The sequence below is a fragment of the Pseudoalteromonas luteoviolacea NCIMB 1944 genome (genome assembly GCF_001625565.1).
In the GTDB taxonomy this organism is placed as follows: Bacteria; Pseudomonadota; Gammaproteobacteria; order Enterobacterales; family Alteromonadaceae; genus Pseudoalteromonas; species Pseudoalteromonas luteoviolacea_F.
In genome coordinates this window covers 1-22,120 of record NZ_AUXS01000045.1, presented here as the reverse complement: position 1 = coordinate 22,120, position 22,120 = coordinate 1, and the positions used below count along the sequence as shown (strand labels likewise).

25 protein-coding genes and 3 tRNA genes are annotated in these 22,120 nt (G+C 43.4%); 14 read left to right on the top strand and 14 right to left on the bottom strand.

The window, feature by feature from the left end; translation table 11 throughout:
• Positions 1 to 87 precede the first annotated feature (87 nt).
• Positions 88 to 948 carry a polyamine aminopropyltransferase gene (gene speE, locus N483_RS17725; protein ID WP_023401293.1) on the top strand — a complete coding sequence of 287 codons (861 nt, stop codon included), beginning with the start codon at positions 88 to 90 and terminating at the stop codon, positions 946 to 948.
• A gap of 60 nt (positions 949 to 1,008) precedes the next feature.
• Here the strand turns inward: speE and hemE are convergent, their stop codons facing one another.
• The gene (gene hemE / locus N483_RS17720) at positions 1,009 to 2,076 is read right to left on the bottom strand and encodes a uroporphyrinogen decarboxylase (RefSeq protein WP_023401294.1); all 1,068 of its coding nucleotides are present in this window, start codon (positions 2,074 to 2,076) and stop codon (positions 1,009 to 1,011) included.
• Positions 2,077 to 2,733: 657 nt separating this feature from the next.
• On the opposite strand from hemE, the gene N483_RS17715 reads away from it, so the two are divergent.
• A complete protein-coding gene (locus N483_RS17715) occupies positions 2,734 to 3,204 on the top strand; it encodes an Rsd/AlgQ family anti-sigma factor (protein ID WP_023401296.1) in 471 nt (156 codons plus the stop codon).
• A 55-nt stretch (positions 3,205 to 3,259) separates the two neighbouring features.
• Here the strand turns inward: N483_RS17715 and fkpA are convergent, their stop codons facing one another.
• The gene (fkpA, locus tag N483_RS17710) at positions 3,260 to 4,015 is read right to left on the bottom strand and encodes an FKBP-type peptidyl-prolyl cis-trans isomerase (RefSeq protein WP_023401297.1); all 756 of its coding nucleotides are present in this window, start codon (positions 4,013 to 4,015) and stop codon (positions 3,260 to 3,262) included.
• A gap of 328 nt (positions 4,016 to 4,343) precedes the next feature.
• Between fkpA and N483_RS17705 the strand changes: the two genes are divergently transcribed.
• Together N483_RS17705 and N483_RS17700 are read left to right on the top strand one after the other, a co-directional pair.
• Positions 4,344 to 5,288: a WD40 repeat domain-containing protein gene (locus N483_RS17705; RefSeq protein WP_231105476.1), complete on the top strand. Its 945-nt coding sequence runs from the start codon at positions 4,344 to 4,346 to the stop codon at positions 5,286 to 5,288.
• Positions 5,288 to 5,500, top strand: coding sequence for a SlyX family protein (locus N483_RS17700; protein ID WP_023401299.1), 213 nt, complete (start codon positions 5,288 to 5,290; stop codon positions 5,498 to 5,500). Before N483_RS17705 ends, N483_RS17700 begins: the two co-directional genes overlap by 1 nt.
• A gap of 36 nt (positions 5,501 to 5,536) precedes the next feature.
• On the opposite strand, the gene N483_RS17695 is transcribed toward N483_RS17700, so the two are convergent.
• Positions 5,537 to 5,737 carry a YheV family putative zinc ribbon protein gene (locus N483_RS17695; protein WP_023401300.1) on the bottom strand — a complete coding sequence of 67 codons (201 nt, stop codon included), beginning with the start codon at positions 5,735 to 5,737 and terminating at the stop codon, positions 5,537 to 5,539.
• A 122-nt stretch (positions 5,738 to 5,859) separates the two neighbouring features.
• Between N483_RS17695 and N483_RS17690 the strand changes: the two genes are divergently transcribed.
• From N483_RS17690 to N483_RS17665, 7 genes are all read left to right on the top strand, one after another.
• Positions 5,860 to 7,782 carry an ATP-binding cassette domain-containing protein gene (locus N483_RS17690; RefSeq protein WP_023401301.1) on the top strand — a complete coding sequence of 641 codons (1,923 nt, stop codon included), beginning with the start codon at positions 5,860 to 5,862 and terminating at the stop codon, positions 7,780 to 7,782.
• Positions 7,776 to 8,225, top strand: coding sequence for a TIGR02444 family protein (locus N483_RS17685; RefSeq protein ID WP_023401302.1), 450 nt, complete (start codon positions 7,776 to 7,778; stop codon positions 8,223 to 8,225). The genes N483_RS17690 and N483_RS17685 overlap by 7 nt, the downstream gene beginning before the upstream one ends.
• A 119-nt stretch (positions 8,226 to 8,344) precedes the next feature.
• Positions 8,345 to 8,485, top strand: a complete 141-nt coding sequence (locus tag N483_RS27305; protein WP_023401303.1) for a hypothetical protein — start codon at positions 8,345 to 8,347, stop codon at positions 8,483 to 8,485.
• A gap of 197 nt (positions 8,486 to 8,682) precedes the next feature.
• Positions 8,683 to 9,663: a hydrolase gene (locus N483_RS17680; RefSeq protein ID WP_023401304.1), complete on the top strand. Its 981-nt coding sequence runs from the start codon at positions 8,683 to 8,685 to the stop codon at positions 9,661 to 9,663.
• Between the two features lie 10 nt (positions 9,664 to 9,673).
• Positions 9,674 to 9,928: a YheU family protein gene (locus tag N483_RS17675; protein WP_023401305.1), complete on the top strand. Its 255-nt coding sequence runs from the start codon at positions 9,674 to 9,676 to the stop codon at positions 9,926 to 9,928.
• A gap of 88 nt (positions 9,929 to 10,016) precedes the next feature.
• A complete protein-coding gene (locus tag N483_RS17670) occupies positions 10,017 to 11,201 on the top strand; it encodes a dipeptidase (protein ID WP_023401306.1) in 1,185 nt (394 codons plus the stop codon).
• 532 nt (positions 11,202 to 11,733) lie between these two features.
• On the top strand, positions 11,734 to 11,943 hold the full coding sequence (locus N483_RS17665; protein WP_023401307.1) for a hypothetical protein: 210 nt from the start codon (positions 11,734 to 11,736) through the stop codon (positions 11,941 to 11,943).
• A gap of 652 nt (positions 11,944 to 12,595) precedes the next feature.
• Here N483_RS17665 and N483_RS17660 read toward each other — a convergent pair.
• The 5 genes from N483_RS17660 to nudE all read right to left on the bottom strand — a co-directional run bounded on the left by N483_RS17660 (position 12,596) and on the right by nudE (position 14,510).
• Positions 12,596 to 12,672: transfer RNA gene (locus tag N483_RS17660), tRNA-Met, on the bottom strand.
• 44 nt (positions 12,673 to 12,716) lie between these two features.
• Positions 12,717 to 12,793 (bottom strand) — tRNA-Met (locus N483_RS17655).
• A 44-nt stretch (positions 12,794 to 12,837) separates the two neighbouring features.
• Positions 12,838 to 12,914 (bottom strand) — tRNA-Met (locus tag N483_RS17650).
• A 239-nt stretch (positions 12,915 to 13,153) separates the two neighbouring features.
• The gene (gene cysQ, locus N483_RS17645) at positions 13,154 to 13,945 is read right to left on the bottom strand and encodes a 3'(2'),5'-bisphosphate nucleotidase CysQ (protein WP_023401308.1); all 792 of its coding nucleotides are present in this window, start codon (positions 13,943 to 13,945) and stop codon (positions 13,154 to 13,156) included.
• 1 nt (position 13,946) lies between these two features.
• A complete protein-coding gene (gene nudE / locus N483_RS17640) occupies positions 13,947 to 14,510 on the bottom strand; it encodes an ADP compounds hydrolase NudE (RefSeq protein ID WP_023401309.1) in 564 nt (187 codons plus the stop codon).
• 60 nt (positions 14,511 to 14,570) lie between these two features.
• Between nudE and yrfG the strand changes: the two genes are divergently transcribed.
• Positions 14,571 to 15,242 carry a GMP/IMP nucleotidase gene (gene yrfG, locus N483_RS17635; protein WP_023401310.1) on the top strand — a complete coding sequence of 224 codons (672 nt, stop codon included), beginning with the start codon at positions 14,571 to 14,573 and terminating at the stop codon, positions 15,240 to 15,242.
• Between the two features lies 1 nt (position 15,243).
• Here the strand turns inward: yrfG and N483_RS17630 are convergent, their stop codons facing one another.
• Positions 15,244 to 15,864: a dUTP diphosphatase gene (locus N483_RS17630; RefSeq protein ID WP_023401311.1), complete on the bottom strand. Its 621-nt coding sequence runs from the start codon at positions 15,862 to 15,864 to the stop codon at positions 15,244 to 15,246.
• 119 nt (positions 15,865 to 15,983) lie between these two features.
• Here N483_RS17630 and N483_RS17625 point away from each other — a divergent pair, with 119 nt between their 5' ends.
• Positions 15,984 to 16,610, top strand: a complete 627-nt coding sequence (locus N483_RS17625) for a peroxiredoxin-like family protein (protein ID WP_023401312.1) — start codon at positions 15,984 to 15,986, stop codon at positions 16,608 to 16,610.
• Positions 16,611 to 16,655: 45 nt separating this feature from the next.
• Here N483_RS17625 and N483_RS17620 read toward each other — a convergent pair whose 3' ends face one another.
• From N483_RS17620 to N483_RS17610, 3 genes are all read right to left on the bottom strand, one after another.
• A complete protein-coding gene (locus tag N483_RS17620; protein WP_023401313.1) occupies positions 16,656 to 18,992 on the bottom strand; it encodes a fatty acid cis/trans isomerase in 2,337 nt (778 codons plus the stop codon).
• 12 nt (positions 18,993 to 19,004) lie between these two features.
• Positions 19,005 to 19,397, bottom strand: coding sequence for a hypothetical protein (locus tag N483_RS17615; protein ID WP_023401314.1), 393 nt, complete (start codon positions 19,395 to 19,397; stop codon positions 19,005 to 19,007).
• Positions 19,398 to 19,505: 108 nt separating this feature from the next.
• On the bottom strand, positions 19,506 to 20,171 hold the full coding sequence (locus N483_RS17610; RefSeq protein WP_023401315.1) for an SDR family oxidoreductase: 666 nt from the start codon (positions 20,169 to 20,171) through the stop codon (positions 19,506 to 19,508).
• A gap of 145 nt (positions 20,172 to 20,316) precedes the next feature.
• Here N483_RS17610 and N483_RS17605 point away from each other — a divergent pair, with 145 nt between their 5' ends.
• Complete coding sequence (locus N483_RS17605; protein ID WP_023401316.1) at positions 20,317 to 21,063, top strand: hypothetical protein; 747 nt, start codon at positions 20,317 to 20,319, stop codon at positions 21,061 to 21,063.
• Here N483_RS17605 and N483_RS17600 read toward each other — a convergent pair.
• Entirely contained in the window at positions 21,053 to 21,850 is a 798-nt protein-coding gene (locus N483_RS17600) for a VOC family protein (protein WP_023401317.1), read from the bottom strand. The genes N483_RS17605 and N483_RS17600 overlap by 11 nt on opposite strands.
• A gap of 37 nt (positions 21,851 to 21,887) precedes the next feature.
• Positions 21,888 to 22,120 (bottom strand): hypothetical protein (locus N483_RS27525; protein ID WP_231105475.1); only part of this gene is annotated, 233 nt, incomplete at its 5' end.

Here is a 22,120-nt window from a genome sequence, read left to right as displayed (position 1 = left end):
ACTAGGCACAATCGACTAAAATAGATTGAGCAAATTCTTTGGCGCTGGCAAAATTGCGCCTGTTAACAATTCAACGTGAAAACAAAAATGTCTAATTTAGAAGCAAACCGCTGGTTTACAGAGATCAGTGACCGAGATGGTAGCGCTTTTTCTCTGCGTATCAATAAAAAGCTAGATGAAGTTCAATCACCGTTTCAAAAGGTCGAGATGTATGAAACAACCGACTTTGGGAATTTGATGATCATAGATGGCTGCACCATGGTCAGTACACGTGAGAACTTTTTTTATCATGAAATGATGAGCCACACTGCACTCTTTGCTCACCCGGCACCTAAAAATGTCGTGATCATTGGCGGTGGAGATTGCGGAACACTGCGCGAAGTACTCAAACACCCGGACGTCGAGTCAGTTACACAAATAGACATCGATGAAGTGGTGACACAAATGTCACTTAAGTACTTCCCAGAACTATGCGCCTCAAATGACGACCCACGTGCCACGGTGATGTTTGATGACGGTATCAAATATATGCGAGAAGCCGCTGCAAACTCTATTGATGTGGTCATTGTTGACGGAACAGATCCAGTAGGTCCAGGGGAAGGCCTGTTCAATCACGCATTTTATACGAGCTGTTTAGCGGCACTGCGCGAAGGTGGGATTTTAATCCAGCAAAGTGAATCACCTCTGATGCATATGACACTGCTAAAAGAAATGCGTCAAGCAATGAAAGATGTCGGTTTTGCCGATTTGCAAACCTTGCCATTTCCACAGCCAATTTACCCAAGCGGCCTATGGTCGGCAACACTCGCGCGAAAAGGGCAACACTTCAACGGCTTTAGAGAGCAGGATGTTGAAGCTGCACAGTTTGAAACCGAATATTACAATAGCGGTATTCACCATGGCGCCTTGGCAACGCCTTACTTTATGCGCCGCGCATTTGACGAATAGCGCTCAAGCCATAAAGTAAAAAACCCAAGCAATGCTTGGGTTTTTTGCCTTGTCAGACTATCACTTTTGATGATACTGGCGACTAAATTCATGGACTGAATTAATGAATACACCTGCATTTTCAGGGTCAACATCCGGCGTGATACCATGGCCTAAGTTAAATACGTGACCATTGCCTTCTCCGAAGCCTGCCAAGATTGACTGAACTTCTTCACGAATGCGCTCTGGTGTACCATGTAACATAGCAGGATCCATGTTGCCTTGCAGCGCGACTTTATCACCCACACGGCGTTTTGCATCGGCAATATCTATGGTCCAATCCAGACCAATTGCATCACAGCCCGTTGCAGCAATCGCTTCAATCCATTGCCCGCCATTTTTGGTAAACAAGGTAACAGGCACTTTACGACCATCGTTTTCACGGATCAGGCCATCGACAATTTTGTGCATGTACTGTAGCGAGAACTCTTTATAGTCACGAGGGCTTAACACACCACCCCAAGAATCAAAAATCATTAGAGATTGTGCACCTGCTTTCACCTGCGCATTTAGATAATCAATGACTGAGTCAGCGACTTTATCAAGTAGTAAATGCAATGTCTGCGGTTCAGCAAATGCCATTTTTTTAATCTTACCAAAGGTTTTACTGCTACCGCCTTCGATCATGTATGTGGCAAGCGTCCATGGAGAACCAGAGAAGCCGATTAAAGGAACTTCTCCTTTTAGCTCTCGGCGAATAGTGCTCACTGCATTCATCACATAACCAAGCTCGTCCGTCGGATCGAGTTTTGGTAACTTCTGAACATCAGCTAGCGAGGTGATTGGACGTTCAAACTTTGGACCTTCACCTGTTTCAAAGTACAAGCCAAGTCCCATAGCGTCAGGGATAGTTAAAATATCACTGAATAGAATCGCAGCATCCAGTGGGTAACGACGTAGTGGCTGCAATGTCACTTCACAAGCTAATTCAGCATTTTTACACAAGCTCATAAAGTCACCAGCTTGCGCTCGTGTAGCTCTGTATTCAGGGAGGTAACGACCCGCTTGTCGCATCATCCATACAGGTGTCACATCAACCGGCTGCTTCTGCAACGCGCGTAAATAACGATCATTTTTCAACTCGCTCATAGCGTGATTCAATTCCAGTGCTGTAAAAATTGTTCGAATTGTATCACTTTATCCCCAAGCCCCCTAGCTGTTCAACCGTTTAAATCACATCTCCATGATCCAGATTAATGAGCAGCTCATTCAAATACCCTCTTTGTTGGCCCAAAACACCAACAAACCCTTTCTCATAAACTCGCTTTCATATTTTTGAGATATTAAATTCATAAAAAAATGTTCGTGATTATTTGCACCACAAAAAAAACCTTGCTATAAAAATGCTGCGCAAAATAACAAGAACAAAACACCTTCTAACAAGAATAAGTGCTATTTGCTAAACTGTTTTGAACCACCTTAGGGTGGTTTTTTGTTTTTTTATCACCCAGCAAACATCACTCCGCCTACCTGAATACTAAATAAAAATGATTAACACCAAGACTAAAAAACCCAGCTAAGGTACAAATGAAAGAAATTATGTGCTTTTTGCAAAAAGTGGTTGATCTTTTCATCAGTTTTCCTTTTTATAGGAGGCAAGATTAAGTATTCAGTATTACCAAATTGCTGTCTCTTATTGGGTCCAAACCATCCTATTTTTGATGTGCCCATAAAAATAAAACCTAATATACAAACACAATTTGGTCATTGCAGGGCCTAAAAAAACGACCCGCTAAGGAGATAACTATGCTTTCACGGTTAGAACAAGCCCAACAAAAATGGGGAGGGAGTCATAGTGTTATCGACAACTGGCTCATGGAGCGTCAAGAGTTACTGTTACTGTACTACAAAGTAGCTGGCCTATCGCCTTTTGAGAGCGTAGATAAAGCGCTGCCAGAACAGGTTCAAATCCAGTCCTTTTGTCAGATATTGATGGACTACTTGTCAGCTGGACACTTTGAAATATACGACAATATTGTTGCTGCGTGCAAAGAAAAAGGCCCAGATAGCTTGAAGCTAGCTCAGTCTATCTACCCGCAAATTACGGCATCAACTGATTTAGCACTCGACTTCAATGATAAATACGCCGAAGCAAGTAGTGACAATCCCCTGGAAGATTTTGACAAAGATCTATCAACGCTCGGCGAAGCACTGGAGCAACGGTTTGGACTAGAGGATGAACTGATTGATAACCTCTTTGCAAATCATACCGAATAAACTAAACAAGTATAAAAAAAGGGCCCTGTAGGCCCTTTTTTTATTTGCTTGCACCTTAGGCTGCAGGCTTCTCTTTATCTTCTTGGATCTCCAGTAGCTCAACTTCAAACACAAGTGTTGAGTTAGCAGGGATCTTACCTAAGTTACGCTCACCGTAACCTAGCTCTGCAGGAATAGTAAATTTATACTTTGATCCTACAGGCATTAGCTGTAAACCTTCAGTCCAACCAGCGATAACCTGGTTAAGTGGGAAAGTTGCAGGCTGGTTGCGCGAATATGAGCTATCAAACTCAGAACCGTCTAGTAGCGTACCTTTGTAGTGTACTTTAACAACGTCAGTTGCAACTGGCTTTTTACCTTCACCCGTTGAAATTACTTCGTACTGAAGACCAGACTCAGTCACTGTAACGCCATCTTTCTTGGCATTTTCAGCTAGGTACTTTACGCCTTTTTCTTTGTTTTCTTTTGCATCAGCTTCTGCTTTAGCAGTTTGCTTTTCACGTACAGAGGTATCAAGTGCAGTGAGCACTTCACGAATTTTTTCATCATCTAGTTTTGAGTTACCAGCAAGCGCATCTTCAAAGCCTCTCATAAGCAATGCTTGATCAAGCTCAATGCCTAGGCCTTGCTTATCAGCAAGATCTTTTTGTAGGAAGTTACCCACAGATGCACCAATACCGTATGCTTGCTTTTGAACTTCAGTTTCTAGTTTTACTTCTTCTACTTTTGCAGTTTCCTGCGCTTTTTGATTACACGCAGTTAGTGCAAGTACTGAGGCTGCAATTAAAGACAGCTTAATAGTTTGTTTCATTTTACTTTCTCCGACATCCGAGCAGCCAGCAATGTTTCATTGCTCTCTAACTTCATTGTCATGTTAAATAATTATTAATTTAAAAGGTGATGTCACATTATCACTCATTGCCACCAAAGCCAAGATTCATACCCATAGAACCTTGCTTTAGGAAAAACCCATGTTACTGGCGACATACTTTAGCTAATACGCTAATATCAGTTTTGTGGCCCAATCAATTTTACCACTAGTCTACTCGGTGCAAATCATAGAGTTAAGAGGAAATACCGAATTTATGGCCAAATTTTTTAAATTGCACATACGACTCTTCGTTTGCTTATCTATCCTGATGCTATCAGGTTGTTCTCCCGACAGCTCCAAAGCGCAATTGACTGTCGAACACGCAGCACGCGGTGCATTTGCAGCCGCTATTTCACACGATGGTCGTTACAGTTTAGTGTCATCAGTCGAACACGGTGCAGTTTTATGGGACAACACCACCCATGGCTTGAAGTATCAGTGGTCTCACTCAGATCAGCCTGATGAGCTCATTCACTCTCTCGCCATTGCTCATGACAGTTCTACAGCGGTCACAGCCGCCAACGATCGATTTGCTGTGTGGCAGCTCTCCGACGGTAAAAACATTGGCTACTATCAAATAGACACTGGCACTATCAGAGACATCGCTGTCAGTAACCAAGGCAGATATGTCCTATATGGTCGCAGTGACAATGTTGTTGTGCATCTCGACTTAGATAGCGGAAGACGAATAGAGTTCCTTGGACACCAAGAAAAAATTAATAGTATTGCACTCTCGCCCAATGGCCACTTCGCACTTACAGGTGCCAATGACTATAGTGCATACTTTTGGGACACCAGAACTGGGCAAGTATTGCACCGGTTTAATCACCCGAGTCGAGTGACCAAAGTGGCGCTAGATCCACAAGGTCGCTACGCATTTACGGCCGATAGCATGAAAAAAGCCAGTATTTGGCAACTCACTTCAGGTGATCTTGTGGCGCAATTACAGTATATTGCACGGCAGAAAATATTCAGTGCCGTGCGCTTCAATCAGCAGGGTGACCTGCTCGCAACAGGCTCCCCTAATCGCCAACTGACACTTTGGCGGATCAGTGATGGCACCAAGTTAAACACTTGGCTAGTTAAACCCAGAGAAGGCAGCCGACCCAAATCTGCAGTCGTATTTGACGTTGCGTTTGCAAAGCGCGACGGCATTTTGGTTACCGAGAGTTCAAGCGGTTTAATGGAGCAATTCGAAAGAGTAAAAGAGTAATGACAGAGTTAGAAAGTCGCGTAATTGAACTTGAAGCAAAAGTGGCATTTCAAGAAGACACCATCGAGACGTTAAATGATGAGTTAAGAGTCCATCAAGCAAGGCTGGCAACAATGCAACATCAAATCAGATTGCTAGCCGAAAAAATCAAAGAGGGTAAAGATGACGGCATGATGCCTATTGAGCAAGAGCCCCCGCCACCGCACTATTAACCGATCACCGTATTTGATGCGCATAGGCGCATCAGATTATTGCGGTTTAAAAACCCCAATGACTTGTTCAAACTGACGCGTTGACGCTTGTACTGCTTCTTCAGGCTGAGTCATTGAATGGCCACAAGCGACACACTCGACCTTTTCAACATCATGCTCTTTATAAAGCATCATGACATCCATTTTGTTACAAGCCGGACATGACGCACCAGCAATAAAGCGTTTTTTCGTTCTCACAATACAACCCCACCTACTCTGTGAAAGGCTATTTTAACTCAAGTTAGGACACAATTATACGCTTGTTCCCTAGTTATAGATCCATGTTATCATTCACTCAGTAATTTTGACTCGAGCTTATTATGATCCAACTTTCTGATATTGAACTGTTACGCGGCGGCAAAACTCTATTGAAAAATGCCAGCGCAACCCTCTTTGCACAGCACAAAGTCGGTTTAGTCGGCGCCAATGGTTGCGGCAAATCGTCACTGTTTGCGTTGCTCAAATCACAACTGCACGCAGATGCCGGCGACTTTCAAATCCCAAAAGATTGGTCTATCGCTTCAGTTAAGCAAGAAACACCAGCACTATCTATTTCTGCAATGGAGTATGTTTTACAGGGTCATCAGCAGTACTATGAATTACGAGCTGCATTACAACAAGCCGAAGCACAAGGTGATGGCGAAAAACAGGCCAAGATCCACCAGCAAATGGAATTGGTCGGCGGATACAGTATTGAAGCTAAGGCCGGAGAATTATTACATGGCTTAGGATTTAGTAATGAGCAACTAGATTTTGCAGTCAGTGAGTTTTCCGGTGGTTGGCGAATGCGCCTCAATTTAGCCCAAGCCTTGATCCGCGACGCCGATTTACTATTGCTGGATGAACCAACTAACCACCTTGATTTAGACGCTGTTTACTGGCTGGAACGATTTCTAAAGGCCTATCAAGGCACCCTAGTACTCATCTCTCACGATAGAGAGTTTTTGGATGCGGTAATCGATCAGATCTGGCACATCGATCAGCAGTGTATCAATGTTTACAAAGGTCATTACTCACAGTTCGAACGTCAAAAAGCAGAACGCATGGCGCAACAGCAAGCTATGTATGAAAAACAGCAAGAGACCATCGCACATCTCGAAAAGTTTATTACTCGCTTTAAAGCTAAGGCCAGTAAAGCCAAACAGGCACAGAGTCGGGTGAAAGCACTTGAGCGCATGGAAAAATTGGCACCCGCACATGCAGATTCACCATTTAGTTTTGAATTTGCCAACCCTGAAAATATGCCAAACCCTTTGATGACATTGGATGAAGCACAAGCAGGCTATGGCGACATCACTATTTTGCATCAAATTAAACTCAACTTAGTACCCGGTAGCCGAATCGCTCTGTTGGGAAGAAATGGCGCAGGTAAGTCCACCTTAATTAAACTGCTGGCTGGCGATATAACACCTCAAGCAGGCGAGGTATTTCAACATCAAGGTTTAAAAGTTGGCTACTTTGCCCAGCATCAACTTGAATCTCTCGATTTAAATGCCAGTGCGGTCACCCACTTACAACGTTTAGATCCACAGGCAACCGAGCAGTCTTTACGTGACTTTTTAGGTGGCTTTGCCTTTCATGGCGACAAAGCGCTTGATCCTGTTGCGCCATTCTCTGGTGGTGAAAAAGCGCGATTAGTATTGGCCATGTTGGTGTATCAGTCACCCAATCTATTGTTGCTGGATGAACCTACTAACCACCTAGACTTGGAAATGCGTCATGCGTTAGTCATGGCGCTACAGGGATTTGAAGGCGCTATGGTGACCGTTTCCCACGATCGTCATATGCTGAAAAATACCGCCGATGAGTATTACCTAGTCGATAACGGCACAGTGTCGGCATTTGGGTATGACTTAGACGAATACTATCAGTGGCTGCTAAATGCCAATAAAGAAGCAAAGCAAAAGCCACAGGTAGAAGACAAAGCGCATTCAAGTGTCAATCGAAAAGAGCAAAAGCGCTTAGAAGCAGAATTCAGAAAGTCGGTTCAACCACTTAAAAAATCAATAGAAAAACTAGAAAAGCAGCTCGACAAATATACTACTGCACTGGCCGAAATCGAGTCTCAGCTAGCGGACAATTCGCTCTATGAGGCAGAAAACAAAGCGAAATTGAGCGAATTGTTGAGTGAACAAGCACGTTTGACGCCTCAATTGAATGAAACCGAAGAGGCATTATTAATCTCGCTGGAAGAACTGGAAGAAAAAGAAACCCAGTTCGCAAGTACAGGAGAAGTATGCTAAGTCGCGATGCCTTTTGGCAATACGCTTGCACGATTTATCAAAACGAGCAGGTTCAGCAGGTACTTTTAGAATGCCAAGATAGGCATGACAAGAATGTTAACCTGTGTTTGTTACTCGACTATTTAAGCTATTTAAATGTGCAGCTAACTGAGCAACAAACTTGCGAATTAGAGGCCGTTGTAAAACAAATTGATCGGGAACTGCTGGTTCCCTATCGCGCTACCAGAAAACAAGCCAAGACACGGTATCAAGCTTACCCAGATTACCAACAACTCAGAGCCAGTCTGCTCGCGACTGAGCTAGAGCTTGAAAAACTGCAACAGCACCACTTAATTGAGCATGTCAAAACGTTCTCTTTACAAGACCATGTAAAAGACCCTAAAAACCTGCTTCATTATTTGCCAAAGTCACTCTACACGCGGTTTCAACACGCCAAACTATGATCAAGATCAAGTGCCGTTACTCGGACTGATCGGCTAAATAATAAACTTGATCTCGATCATAACGATTGCTCAGGTGCTCCTCTACTATTAACTCATCGACAAATTGAGGAGACACAGCCATGAACGTATTCTTTAGAGATTTCTTTTCCGACCCGGTACTGTATTTATCTTTTGGCATACTCGGGATCGTGATCGCGCTGTGCATCTATTACGTCTACTACTTTGTGAAAAAGGTCAATGAGGCTGAAGTACCAGAGTAAGACACAGTCACTCAGATCTAGTTAAGCAAACTTAGTTCCCGTTTCAGAATTAAGCACGACGCACAAAGCACCTTACCAGCTTCGCTGGTCGGGTGCTTTTTATCTCACACAGACAAATTCTTTAGGTCCATACTCATTTTGTAGCAGCTTTGGTACACTATTTGGGTTAATCGTCACAAAGAGATCGTCACCTATCTATGTCAAAGCAGCTCGATTTAAATTTTCAGCCCGCTTGGTGGATGCGCAACCGTCATGTGCAAACTATTCTTCCACGCGCTTTTCGACCAAGATTAAAAGCGGATGTCAGCTATGAGCACCTCACCACGCCAGACAACGACTTTTTAGAACTTGCTTGGGCCAAAAATGGCAATCAACAGGCGCCTCTCGTAGTGGTGCTGCATGGTTTAGAAGGCAATATAAACAGCTTTTACGCAAAAGGGATGCTACATGCCCTTACCAAATCCGGGTTAGATGCGGTACTGATGCACTTTCGTAATTGCTCTAGAGAAGTGAATAAACAACCACGGGCATACCACAGTGGAGAAACACAAGACTTAGGGTTCTTACTGCAAACATTGAGTAAGCGATTTCCCGGCCGGGCTCTGTTTGCCGTTGGCTTTTCGTTAGGTGGTAATGTATTGGCAAAATACCTTGGAGAAAAAGGCCATGCAAGCCGCTTAGCTGGTGCTGCGGTGATCTCCGCTCCCTATCATTTGTCATCCTCTTGCCAAGTGATCCGAAAAAGCTGCTTCAAACTGTATCAAAAATACCTACTGGATAGAATGAAGCATTCTTTTTCACGTAAATTAGACCAGATCCACACTTCCATTAATATGACTGCCCTTGAGCTGTCACAAATTAAAGACCTTTGGCAATTTGACGATCGAGTCACCGCCCCTTTACATGGCTTTAAAGGCGCTGAAGACTATTATGCACAGGCCAGTGCACAACCGTATTTAAGTTTAATAGAAACACCGACACTGCTTATCCACGCTGAAGATGATCCTATGCTGTCAAAACAAGCTATCCCTCTGATCCAGCAAGTCAGTGAGCAAGTGAAGCTTGCGGTATCCTCTAAAGGAGGTCACGTTGGCTTTATTTCTGGCGCAAACCCATTTAAGCCAATCTATTGGCTGGAAAAAGTCGTGCCTGATTACATCCACTCATTAATAAAATAGCGATACATCCATGCTTATTCCTTATCAACAAATTGCCACTGAGACGCTGAACAGCTTGATCGAGCACTATGTGTTACGTGAAGGCACAGATTATGGTGACAGTGAAATCTCAACGGAGCAAAAAGTTGCGCAAGTCAAAGCCCAACTGCAAAGCGGTGATGCGCTGATTGTATTTTCTGAGCTTCATGAATCAGTCAATATTGTCAGTAAAGCTGAGTTTCATGCTATGCAAAGTCAGGACTATACTTCAGAGCCCATTTACTAAGTATTCTCCGCTTAATGTAGCACCACATGTTGAGCCTTTATAATTAGTTGTTACAATCAAACTTCACAATCATAATAAAGGCGCAAACATGAAGTTAAGCTCAGCTCTTTGTGTTCTGACACTGGCCATCTCCTCTGCCCAGGCAAAAGAATACACCGCATCCGACCGTGCCATTCGTTTGGCTCAAGAAAACTTACTTATTGATACCCACATCGACGTCCCCTATCGCATCAATATGAAATGGGATGATGTTTCTAAAGCAACACAAGGGGGCGATTTCGACTACCCTCGTGCAATGCAGGGCGGGCTTAACGCGCCTTTTATGTCAATTTATATACCTGCTAGTTTAGAGTTTGAAGGCAAGGGCAAAAGCTACCAGTTAGCAAACCAGCTTATTGACGGTATGGAAGCGCTGGTACATCGCGCACCACACAAGTTTGCTATTGCACATAATACCAAAGACATCGAGGCACAATTCGATAAAGGGTTGATGTCGATTGCCATGGGTATGGAAAACGGCTCTCCCATTGAAGGGGATCTAAAAAATCTACAGCACTTTTTTGACCGCGGCGTACGCTATATCACCTTGGCTCATTCGCAAAGCAACCACATTTCTGACTCTTCGTATGATCTGCGCCGCAAATGGAAAGGGTTAAGTCCATTTGGTAAAAAGCTCGTCGTCGAGATGAATAAGATTGGTATGCTGATCGATGTTTCACACATTTCAGATAAAGCCTTTTATCAAGTCATGGAAGTCTCAAAAGTTCCTGTGATCGCCTCACATTCGTCGCTCAGAAAGTATACGCCAGGGTTTGAGCGCAATATGGATGACGAGATGTTATTGGCTCTGAAAAAAAATGGCGGTGTGATCCAAATAAACTTTGGCTCTAGCTTTGTCACTTCCGCATCACGAACATGGTCTGATAAACGCACTAAAGAAGAGCAAGAAGCGACCAGTCGTGGCGCGACTAAAACCGACTTCCGCGCAGCATTTCTCGCGCGTAACCCTTACCCTTTTGCCTCTTTAGATCAGGTATTGGACCATATTGACCACGTAGTCAAGTTGATTGGTATTGAACACGTAGGTATTGGTTCTGATTACGATGGTGTGGGTGACTCTCTCCCTGTCGGATTAAAAGACGTGTCTACCTACCCAAATCTTGTACAAGGCCTTTTGGATCGCGGCTACAGCGATAACGACATTAAACTGATCCTCGGTGGTAATACGCTGAGAGTCTGGAAACAAGCTGAAGTATTCGCTGCGAAATTTTAACTTAAATCAGGTAGGCTACTCGGTCTACCTGAATTCTTTTCACTAAGTTAACGCCTTAACCCTGTAACAGCGTATAGCTGAGAACACACAGATGAACTCCCCATCATACGCCACCTAGGTCAAATATAGTGTGAATGATGATGTCTTTTCATTACACAGAGTTCGTTACTTTAGCAGTAAAGCTCACACTACACGTAAGGCGCGTGTACCTTTTATTTTAGAAGTGTAAATTAACTATATCATTCAGTGAGAACAAATAAGCGTAGAGGCCTCTGATATATTACTCATTGCATGACAGCCAACAGCATCCTTTACAGCTGAGCTTCAATACGCCTCTTTTTAGGTTAAGCAAAATGGTATGCCAACTTAGTTTTTTCCTAAAGCAGCATAGGTTCGATATTAAACTTTTCATTGTTCAAGTTCGGAGTGTTTTTTTAATTTTATATTTGGCCTATATTAAATATGCATGCTAGTGAAATCTAATCAACTTTCAATTCATGCAAAAACATCTCAAGTATAAAAGGAAATTAAAATGAAACTAAAAATACAAAAAAAGAAACTCAAGTCTCTATCTAGTGACAAAGGCATTATGAATGAACAAACCCCACAGGTAGCAGGTGGCGGTGTGTCTCAAGAAGGCTATGGCTGCAATGTAACAAATAGCTGTGCAACCAACCTTTCTTTATGCTGCCATGCATCTAAAGAAGCCAGTTGTATCGGTGGCTTTTCTTGCCGCTGCTAACTGTAATGCTAGGTGAGCGCGAGCCTTTTTAGGTTCGCGCTATTTAATACATGTAGTTATTAATTTATTTTAAGTCCAATAAACCCATAGCTATATAACTAAAATTAACGACTCAATATAACCCCATTGAACCGATAAAACCCAAGGCGTTAAAATAGACACCATTTTATAAAACCAAATTAAAAACCTCATAAAAACAGAAAATATAAAATAAAGTTGATTTTAAAAAATGCACTATATTAACTGTTTTAGTTGACACTTAACGTGTAACTTCGACTAATCAATTATTAAAAAGGAGAATTTAATGAAACTTAAGGTTGAAACAAAGAAGCTTAAAATACTGACTCACTAAAAAGTGTTAGAGTCTAAACACTCCCCAAATGTTGCAAGTGCAAGAACTGCTAATAAGGTATGCACCAAGATTAGATGGCGCACAGTTGTCTTGGTGATCGTTCGTCTTGTCGCCGTTAGCTGCAAACACATTACTTAGAGCTATTTTGCCCTAAAAACCCACAGAGCATGAACTCAGCTAACAATGGGACAAATAAGCTGTAAATTACGTATAAAAAAGATGAAAATGGCAAGCTGAGTGAAAAGTCAGAAAATTTCAATAAAGGGAAGAATAGTATTTGAAAAGCTTAAATACAGGAATTGGTTGCGGGAGCCGGATTTGAACCGACGACCTTCGGGTTATGAGCCCGACGAGCTACCAGGCTGCTCCATCCCGCGCCTGTATTGTTAAGTTTGTTTTACTTCTCTCTTAACTAAGAAGTTGGTTGCGGGAGCCGGATTTGAACCGACGACCTTCGGGTTATGAGCCCGACGAGCTACCAGGCTGCTCCATCCCGCGCCTGTAATGCTAAGTTTATTTTGCTTCTCTCTTAACTAAGAAGTTGGTTGCGGGAGCCGGATTTGAACCGACGACCTTCGGGTTATGAGCCCGACGAGCTACCAGGCTGCTCCATCCCGCGCCTGTATGCATCTAATTAAGATGCGCTTTAAGAAGTGTGCTTTTCAGCTCTTCCTTAAAGAGGTCGCTATAATATCTAAATTTATTTTTATTGCAAGGATTTGACATAAAATAATTGTTTAAACGAACAAAAATACATCAATAACACTTATTTTTAGAGATAACCCTACTTTTAGAGGCCTAAGTAGATTTATTGCAGGCGTATTTTATCAACAAAATACGCCTTCTGTTCGGGTAAAATTACCTCTGATGAGGGCTTATCAACTTTTGAAATTGCCAATCTGGATGGCCCATAACAATAAAGTCTGGGTTTTCAGTTGTTTCACGCTGGTTATAAGTGAGTGGATTAAATTGTGCATCGGTAATGCAACCACCTGCCTCTTCTACAATTACCTGCGACGCGCCAGTATCCCATTCACCGGTAGGTCCAACTCGTAAAAAGCAATCGGCTTTCCCTTCTGCGATAATACACGCCTTAAGAGAACAGGAACCAAGCGCAATGGTGTCGAATTGACTATTCAAATATTGGCTCACCGCTTCGATTTTTTGTCTTCGGCTCACCGCAAGTGTCAAAGTATCTGGCGGTGATACAAAGATCTGTTCATCTTGCTGCTTGTCACGTTTGAATGCACCGCCGCCTTTAGTTGCAAAATAGGTGACGTTTTTGGCAGGCCAATGGATCACTCCTAAGACAGGTTGATTATCTTCAATTAGTGCAATATTAACGGCAAAATCACCGCTTTCTAAAATAAACTCTCCGGTACCATCCATAGGATCCAACAGCCAGTAGCGCTGCCAGCTTTGTCGCTGCTCAAGAGGGGGGATCGGAGTTTCTTCGGACATCACCGGGATCTCTGGTGCTAACGTCTGTAAACCATTAAGCAATACTTCATTAGCAGCTAAATCCGCCGCAGTGACCGGTGTATGATCTGATTTTTCTTGTTGGCCAATATCATCTTGTTGATAAATTGCCATAATGGCTTTACCTGCCAACTGCGCCAATTCGATACAAGGCTCTAAGTAGGTTTGCAATTTAAACCTCCTTTAATAAATGCTGCTGTAATAACAACAATGCCGCAACACTACGCGCTTCAGTAAAGTCACTTTGCTCAAGTAATGATTGCCAATCATTCAAAGGCCACTTTACAACAACAAGAGGTTCTGGCTCATCGCCTATCAAGCGCTCAGGGTATAGATCTTTTGCAAATAGAATATGCATTTGCGCTTTAAAATAACTTGGCGCTAATGATACGGTTTTCAAATTCACAAATTCGTTAGCCCCAAAACCGACTTCTTCTTTTAACTCTCTGTTTCCCGCTTCAATCGGTGTTTCACCAGGATCAATCAACCCTTTTGGAAACCCCAATTGATAGTCATGTGTGCCCGCACAGTACTCTCTGACTAATAATAGTTCATTTTCAGCAGTTATTGGCACAATCATCACAGCGCCACGCCCACCCCCTTTCACACGCTCATATTGCCTTCGCTCTCCGTTTGAAAATTGCAATGACAAAGCTTCAACTGTAAACAGCTTACTTGATGCAACAACGTCAGATGACAATATTTCTGGCGGACATGGGTGCTTTTTCTGTGACATAAACTTTTATTTGCTATGATGTTGGTAACCTAATCATAAAGCCTTTGCAGTTAAAAGCCTATGTTAAATTGGTCTAAAATCGATACCGTTCTGTTGGATATGGACGGCACATTGTTAGATTTACACTTCGACAACCATTTTTGGTTAGAGCTCATTCCCAGAGCCCACGCTCAGAGACAGGGCCTGAGCCTTGAACAGGCTCGCGCAGATATACTTGCCAGATATGAAGCCGTGATGGGACAAATAGAGTGGTATTGTCTCGATTACTGGCAGGAACAGCTTCAGCTCCCCATTATGGAGCTAAAACGAGAAGTGCAGCATCTAATTTCTGTCAGAGAAGACGTGCCCGCGTTTTTACAAGCACTCAAGGACGCCGATAAAGAATTAGTTCTGCTAACTAACGCACACCCCGACAGCTTAAGCCTCAAGATAGAACGCACGCAACTTAGTGGTACTCAGTTCGATGGGTATTTAGATAAAGTCATTTCAACCCATGAGTATGGTGTCAGTAAAGAAAGCCAATCGCTTTGGCATCAAGTACAAGCTGATATTGGGTTTGATAAAACACGTACTTTATTTGTTGATGATAGCCTGAGTGTGTTGGCTGCTGCCAAAAAGTACGGAATAGGCCACCTATTGGCAATTAATAATCCAGACAGCCAGCAACCTCCTAGAGAGATCACTGACTATTTGGCGATCAGTGACTACCGCACATTGCTGCCAATCAAGTAGCCTAAGCAGGGTAACGGGCTGTTAGGCCGCTATAAACTTGCTTAGCAAAGTCTGGATGCTCTGTATCCAGACTTTTTACAATCTCAACTAGGTGTTCATTGTCTTCTTTGCCGTCCCACTCTTTGATATAAGTGCCATCTTTATAACCATGATCTTGACGGAAAAAATTCAAGGTGTTCTTACCGACATAACCACGGTATAAATCGTCAAGGCTCATGCCGATTTGTGCCATACATCCTGAAAATGCGGCTGCGTTAAAAGATTTTTCTGCCACAGCACTCGCCGCTAACTGCTCAAGTGTTTGTTTAAAATCGTCTGCTTGTGTAGGCGCAGCCAATTCATGGTCAAGCTGCGTTGCCAGCGCTTCGAATGATGTTTCGCCATCGATTCTCAAAGATAGCCCAAAGTGAAAAATATCGACCAACTCCAAGATCACTTGCTCGGTATCCGGCGTTTGCTTTTTCCACCACTTCCAACCATAGTGGTCAAGCATTTCTGCGCACTCAACCCATATCGCTCGATACCATTCAAAACCCTGACTGAACCATTGCTCATGCACTTTGGTATTCATCGCATTTTGCATTTCCAGCATCACCACTAGCTTTGTGATATTTGCAGACATATTCGCTCTCTTTGACGTGATAAAATTACAAGGATAAAAACAATATCATACCCGAGCGAAAGTCTTTCGTCACTTTGCCTGTCTAATATCACTGACCAAACATTTAGACAGAGGATTTTATGCAAATACTACTCTTTATTTTGCTTCTAGTTATGCTCCCGAGTGTATCAGCTGCGACTGCTACCAATATCACTAACTCCCCAGATACAGTCGCGCCTTTATTGCCTGGCCTTGATGCCCCTAAATTGATACTTAAAAACAGCCAAGGTAAGCCAGTAGAATTGGCGCAATTATATAAAAACAAAACCACCTTAGTGGTCGTGTACCGTGGGGGATGGTGTCCATATTGTGTTCGCCAACTTAATGGCATTCAAAAAATTGAGTCTCAATTGGCTAAACTCGATGTGCAAATTGTTGCAATTTCTCCAGACTCGCCAAAAGAACTGGCTAAAAGTACCATTGAGTCACCAAATTACATGCTACTGTCTGACGACCAACTGGCCTATTCACAAGCTTTGGGTTTGGCTTATTATTTAGATGACAAAACAGCAACAGCCTATCGCAATAAATTGGGTGTAAATTTTGTGGATCTCAGCGGAAAAGACAGAGTCGCACTACCTGTACCGGCAGTATTTGTTATCGATAAAAAAGGGTTAATTCAATTCCAGTACGCCAACCCAAATTATAAAGTACGATTGGATGAGCAAGTATTACTCGCTGCGGCAAAAGCAGCCAGTGCACTTTAAAATGCCAAACGGTGACAGATGAGGTATCTATCACCGTCTAACTTTTTAACGGTTTTCTAGTCGGTTATAGTCAAATAACCCAAACTCAACACCGCGTGTCTGTTTTGCAATTTGGTGTAGTAAATCACTGTATTGCCAAAACTGCGGATGTGTGCGTCTTATCCCAAACTGCGCTTTTAATGCCTGATAACTTGCTTCACTAGACACCTCCATTAGGCCGCTGGTAAAGGCGTTGGCATGCGCTTCGTTTGGCAAATACCAAATGGCTTCTGGATAATCACCAACAAAACCAGGTAAAACAGTGACGTAGTCTTCCGCATAAGCGCGCTGGCCTTCCTCATTCAATAATGACGAAATATTAAAATGCGCGTTGTGGCGCAATAAGGTGTAGCCTTTTAACTCACCCAGCTCATCATTCGCAAGTATAAATGACACTTGAGGCAGAGTCGCCACCGCAGTATTGGGCAAGTTATTTAACACACGCAAGACCGGAGGCACAGACAAATAGTCGTACTCTCTATGCATGACAGGGGCGAGGTATTCGGCGAGTTTTTCATAGAGCTCTCGCTGAGGGTCATCACTTTGGTAATTAATATGACTAGGCGCGCCGAGCAAGCTTTTACGATTGATAAACTCACTCAAGCTCAAATGTGATTTGCGATACCAGTGCTGCTTTATTTGTTGACGATGGCTGCGCGGAAGCAGATTAAGAAAATTTTGCTCCCCTTCAAGTCGCAAAAAGTCCATATACAGACGTGTGATCAGCTGGTGACCAATATTGCCATATACATCAAAGCCTGCCACCAATAAATAATGAATACGCTCGAACAATGCGTAATCTAAAACCCACGCTGTTTTTGGCTGTTGGCCAACAAACCCTTTCACAACTGTGGCACTGTTAAAGTGGCGAAATATGGTCAGTGCTGCGTTGGGATTGTGACCATCACCTTGCCATATTAGTGCTAAATCAATCTTTCCATTCTGATTGAAGATTTGCTCAGATAACCGGTTTTTAGCTTCTAGGTAATCACTTTGATGTTTTGCATATTTAGCCCAGCTAGACAACGGCAACACATTACTTTGCTCAGCGGCTGGTAGAAGTAGATCATCGTCATGCTGCATCAATAAAGCCTCAACAGCTGGCGAAGCATTTTTCTCTGGATCAACAAATGCCACCCAAAAATGGTCGTTGATCACATTCAATGCAATTTGTCCGCGACATACAGGCCCCTTGATAAAGCCCTTTACTATCAACTCAGCTTCATCCAACATAAACTGATAACGGGACTTTACTGGAATATCCGCAAATGTCTTAAACGGGTTTGCAGCCAGTTTTGGCGCGTAGTCTGGTAACTCGGAGACCGTGTAATCAAGGCCAATAAACTGCGTGTATAGGCGGGCCAACTTTTTATCATCTAATGCTAACGGCAAATGCGTTTTAGACAAAATGGTACTGCGCTCGTGCAGTAATCGATAATACACCCTATCTACTTTTGGATCATCAAACGGGCGAACCGTCGCGATCAGCTCAATTGGCTCACCGGGTGGTGTTTTAGACCTGACTAGCTTAAAGAAGTCAGTGTGACTGTGCTGTGCAAAATAGATATTAGCCAAGTACCAGTGCTCATAAATATAGCGAGCAGCCAATTGGTGTTTGTTACCAGACTGATTGAGAAACTGCTCCCACTTTGTCACCTGCTGTGCAACCGCCTTTGATGGTGCAGCCACTTCGCTCATTGGAGCGCCTTGTTCCATCCATGCTTGCAATTGCCCATACTCATGGCTTGTCAGTGCAGGCAAGCCATAAGGCATACCAGCATGGGGGTTATCCTGAGCATACTGCCCATATTCATCCATTGTTGGGCAGGTTTGCTGTCTATCAAGGGAAAAGTCAAACGCATCATTCAAAACGGTTTGCTGAGGAAATGGCGTACGCTGCTTGAGCAATAAACTGTGGTACATCACACTGCCTTGTAAATTGGCATAAGCTGTTTGAACTCGCTCATTCAGCACGGGTGTGAAACCCTTGTCACGCCACTGACTAGTCGTTGTTGCATCAAATAGCAACCGTGTGGGAGGCTGAGCCAGAATTCGCGTGCCGTCATACACTAAGGTTTTACTCAGCCCTCTATCAATGCCTTGAGGCGAGCTCAATTTCAGTTGGCACGGGGCATCATAGCACCCATGACACACCACGCAGCGGTTATCCAGAATAGGCTTTACTTGCTGCAAGTATTGCGCGCCACCTTGGCGATATTCGACTAAGCGTTGACGAGGCTGTTCCGGTCCAAACAAATCATCATAATGACTTACCCCAAGAACAGCACAGCCACTGAGTACAATTAACGCAGCTACCAACCAAATCTGGCGCTTTTGCAACATGACTAAATCCCCTTAGACTTTATGCTCTTCTTCACCATCATCGTCATCATCTAAACCGAGATCAAAAGTCGGCATCATATCAACGGGAGGGGAAACAAAAAGCACATCTTCACCAAGTGGACTCAATACCGCGCTCAACACAGGGCCGTGATTCAGGATAAGCTGAGCCTGATGTCCTTCACTGAGCATTGTCGCAACATTCGCTTCAATATCTGTCAGTTCATAAGCTTCCAAAGGGATACTCATATTCTGATCTAGTGCCGGATTTTGACATAAATTTGCCAGCAAATCTGCGGTCAAATTAACCGAAAGTTGCATATCGGGAGACTCGATATCACGCGCTTCTAACTGTTCATTTAATTGAAAAAGGGGCAGTGTTAGGGGGGTATTCTCTTGAAGTTCCATACAGTTCTCTGGGCTTATTTTTTTGCAATTGTAGCATAGTTCGCTGAACCAGCCCCAAACAACTGTATTTGGGCTGATTCTATCAGCCCAGCTCAGAACATCACGCTCTTACCAAGGTAACTCTTCGCCGTTTGAATGCCAAAAGTTTCCAGAATTACTGAGCGTAAGTTCGTCTATGCGGGCAATTAAGCGATTAGCAGATTCTTGCGCAGAAATATCACCAGCGAAGTTCACCATTTGGGTTTGTACAAAACCTGGGTGTAATAAGGCAACCGCCACGCCTTTAGGTTTAAGTTCATGGGCTAAACTCACACCAGCTGCATTAAGTGCAGCTTTAGACATACGATAACCAATGTACGCGCCTGAGCTATTGTCTGTAATTGATCCCATTCGACTGGTGATCATTGCCACTTTAGCCCCTTTACTCAATTGGGACTGAAGTGCATGCGTCACTCGGATAGGTGCCACAGCATTAACCGCTAACTGTGCCTCAAGTTGAGCGAAATCCATATGTTCAAGACTTTCGTTACTGAATATCCCCGCATTGTTAATCAATATATCAATTGCCTGACCTTGTAATTGCGCCGATAGGCTGGCCACATCTTGCTCAACACTGACATCAATATTTTCGATAACAGTGATACCCAGTTCGTCAAGCTCTTCAGAACTGTTTCTCACCACAGCGGTCACCTGATAGCCCAGCTCGGCATATTGACGGCAAAACTCTAAACCGATACCTCTGTTTGCACCTGTGATAACAACATGTTTGGTCATTTTTTTCTCATTTATTTGGCTATTGATGATGTAAATAGTTGGGGCGTGCTTGTTCAGATTCAAGTGAATTTTCTCACTGAGCTCTGATAGAAATGAAGACTTCTGCTAGTCTTAAACGAAAGGTTTGCATTTTGGAAAACGCATTGTGAAACCCTTCTTTGCATTGATGCTGTTGTGTTTATGTAGTCAACCGAGCGCTAGGGAATTTAATATAAATGTCAGTGAAGGCATGTCTTTCCACCTTGGAAAAGCACAAATAGAAAAAATTTTTACTGAGATATACCGGCCTCTTAACATCACTCCGACATTTCATTATCTACCCACTCAACGAGGCCTTGAATGGGTCAACAGTGGACGTTTCGATGCTGAGGCTGGTCGTGTAGAAAATGCGATGACCACATTTGAACAGCTGCTTCCCATCCCTACACCTCTGGCAACCGTGCGTCTCGCGGTGTTTTGCTTGAAGCCCGAATTGTGCCACCTCAATGGTGAGCACGGTATTATTATCATCGAAGGCAGCTTAATGACGACACAATTTTGTGAGCGCACCAAACTCGATTGCCACCCCGTCCACAATAATGTATCAGCTTTCCAAGCTTTGACGCGCAATCACAGTGATCAATTACTGGCAACAGACCATTTTAGTATGGGCTCGCTTTGCGATTCTGGGCTGAGTAAAATTTACATGCGTATTTTACCTTTTCAGGGTGTGCTTATCCGCCACTATATTCACAAAAAGCACCAAGCACTCTTACCAAAACTAAACGATATCATTAAAGATAAAGTGAATAGTGGCGAATTTACCCGCTTTATCAATCGCCTAAATAGCGAGTTTGCTAATTGTGATGGTGAGATCATTGATCTCACCGCTGCTACTAATATTAGTCTGTAATCTTGTCCATAAAGGATGCCATCACTGAAAATACAGCGCCCTGTGGATCCGTTATGACAGCAAAGCGACCCACTTGAGGAATATCTGTTGGCGGTACACACACATCTCCTCCCAGTGATTTCGCTTTATCGGCAACCTCATCGCAATCAAGTACTGCAAAATAAAGCATCCAGTGTGGTGGCACACCCTGCCATTCTTCAGTCATCTCCAACATCCCCGCAACTGGTTTACCGTTATAGCTAAAAACCACATAGTCCATATTTTCCATTGCCTGATGATCAGCCTGCCAGCCCAGTAGGTCACAATAAAACGCTTCACTTTTGGCGCTTTGTTGGCTTGCCAATTCGTACCAGTAAGGCACACCAGCTTCAAGCTCTCTTCGCGTACCAGTATGAGCACCAGCTTGCCACAAGGCAAACCTTGCACCACCGGGCTCTTGAAGCATAACCATTCTACCTGCTTCAGGAACATCATGGGGCCCCGCAATAATGTCCGCACCTAAACCTTTTGCACGCTGTGCCATCTCGTCAACATTCTCAACCGCAATATATCCTAACCAGTGACTGGGCACATGCGCTTCTTTTTGTTCTGGCATCATTTGATACATAGCCGCAACGTCATCTCCGTGCTTTTGCAGCATAGTATAAAAACACCCCTCTCCAATTGGTTGGTCGACATGCTGCCAATTAAATAACTGAGTATAAAATGATTTACCTTCGCTCCAATCAGAGCTACATAACTCAGACCAACAAAATGCTCCTACCTGACTTCGTTCAATACGCGCCATACCATTCATTCCTATTGTGCAGTTCACTACATTACAGTTAAGCAGACTTTGTAAGCTTCGCAATCTCACCATCAGTTTGCAGACAAAGAAAGCGGTGCAAAAGAGAGAAGCGCATACGTTCAATTTGCGTAAGGTGAATATCGTGCAAAGTATTAACGACTATGAGCGCAGCGAATACGTTTACTTTGCGCAAGGTGAAGTGAGCAGTTTTGACAGTTGCTAAGGCTACCACTCTTAAAACCAAGCTAGCATCAAAAAACATGGATCCTG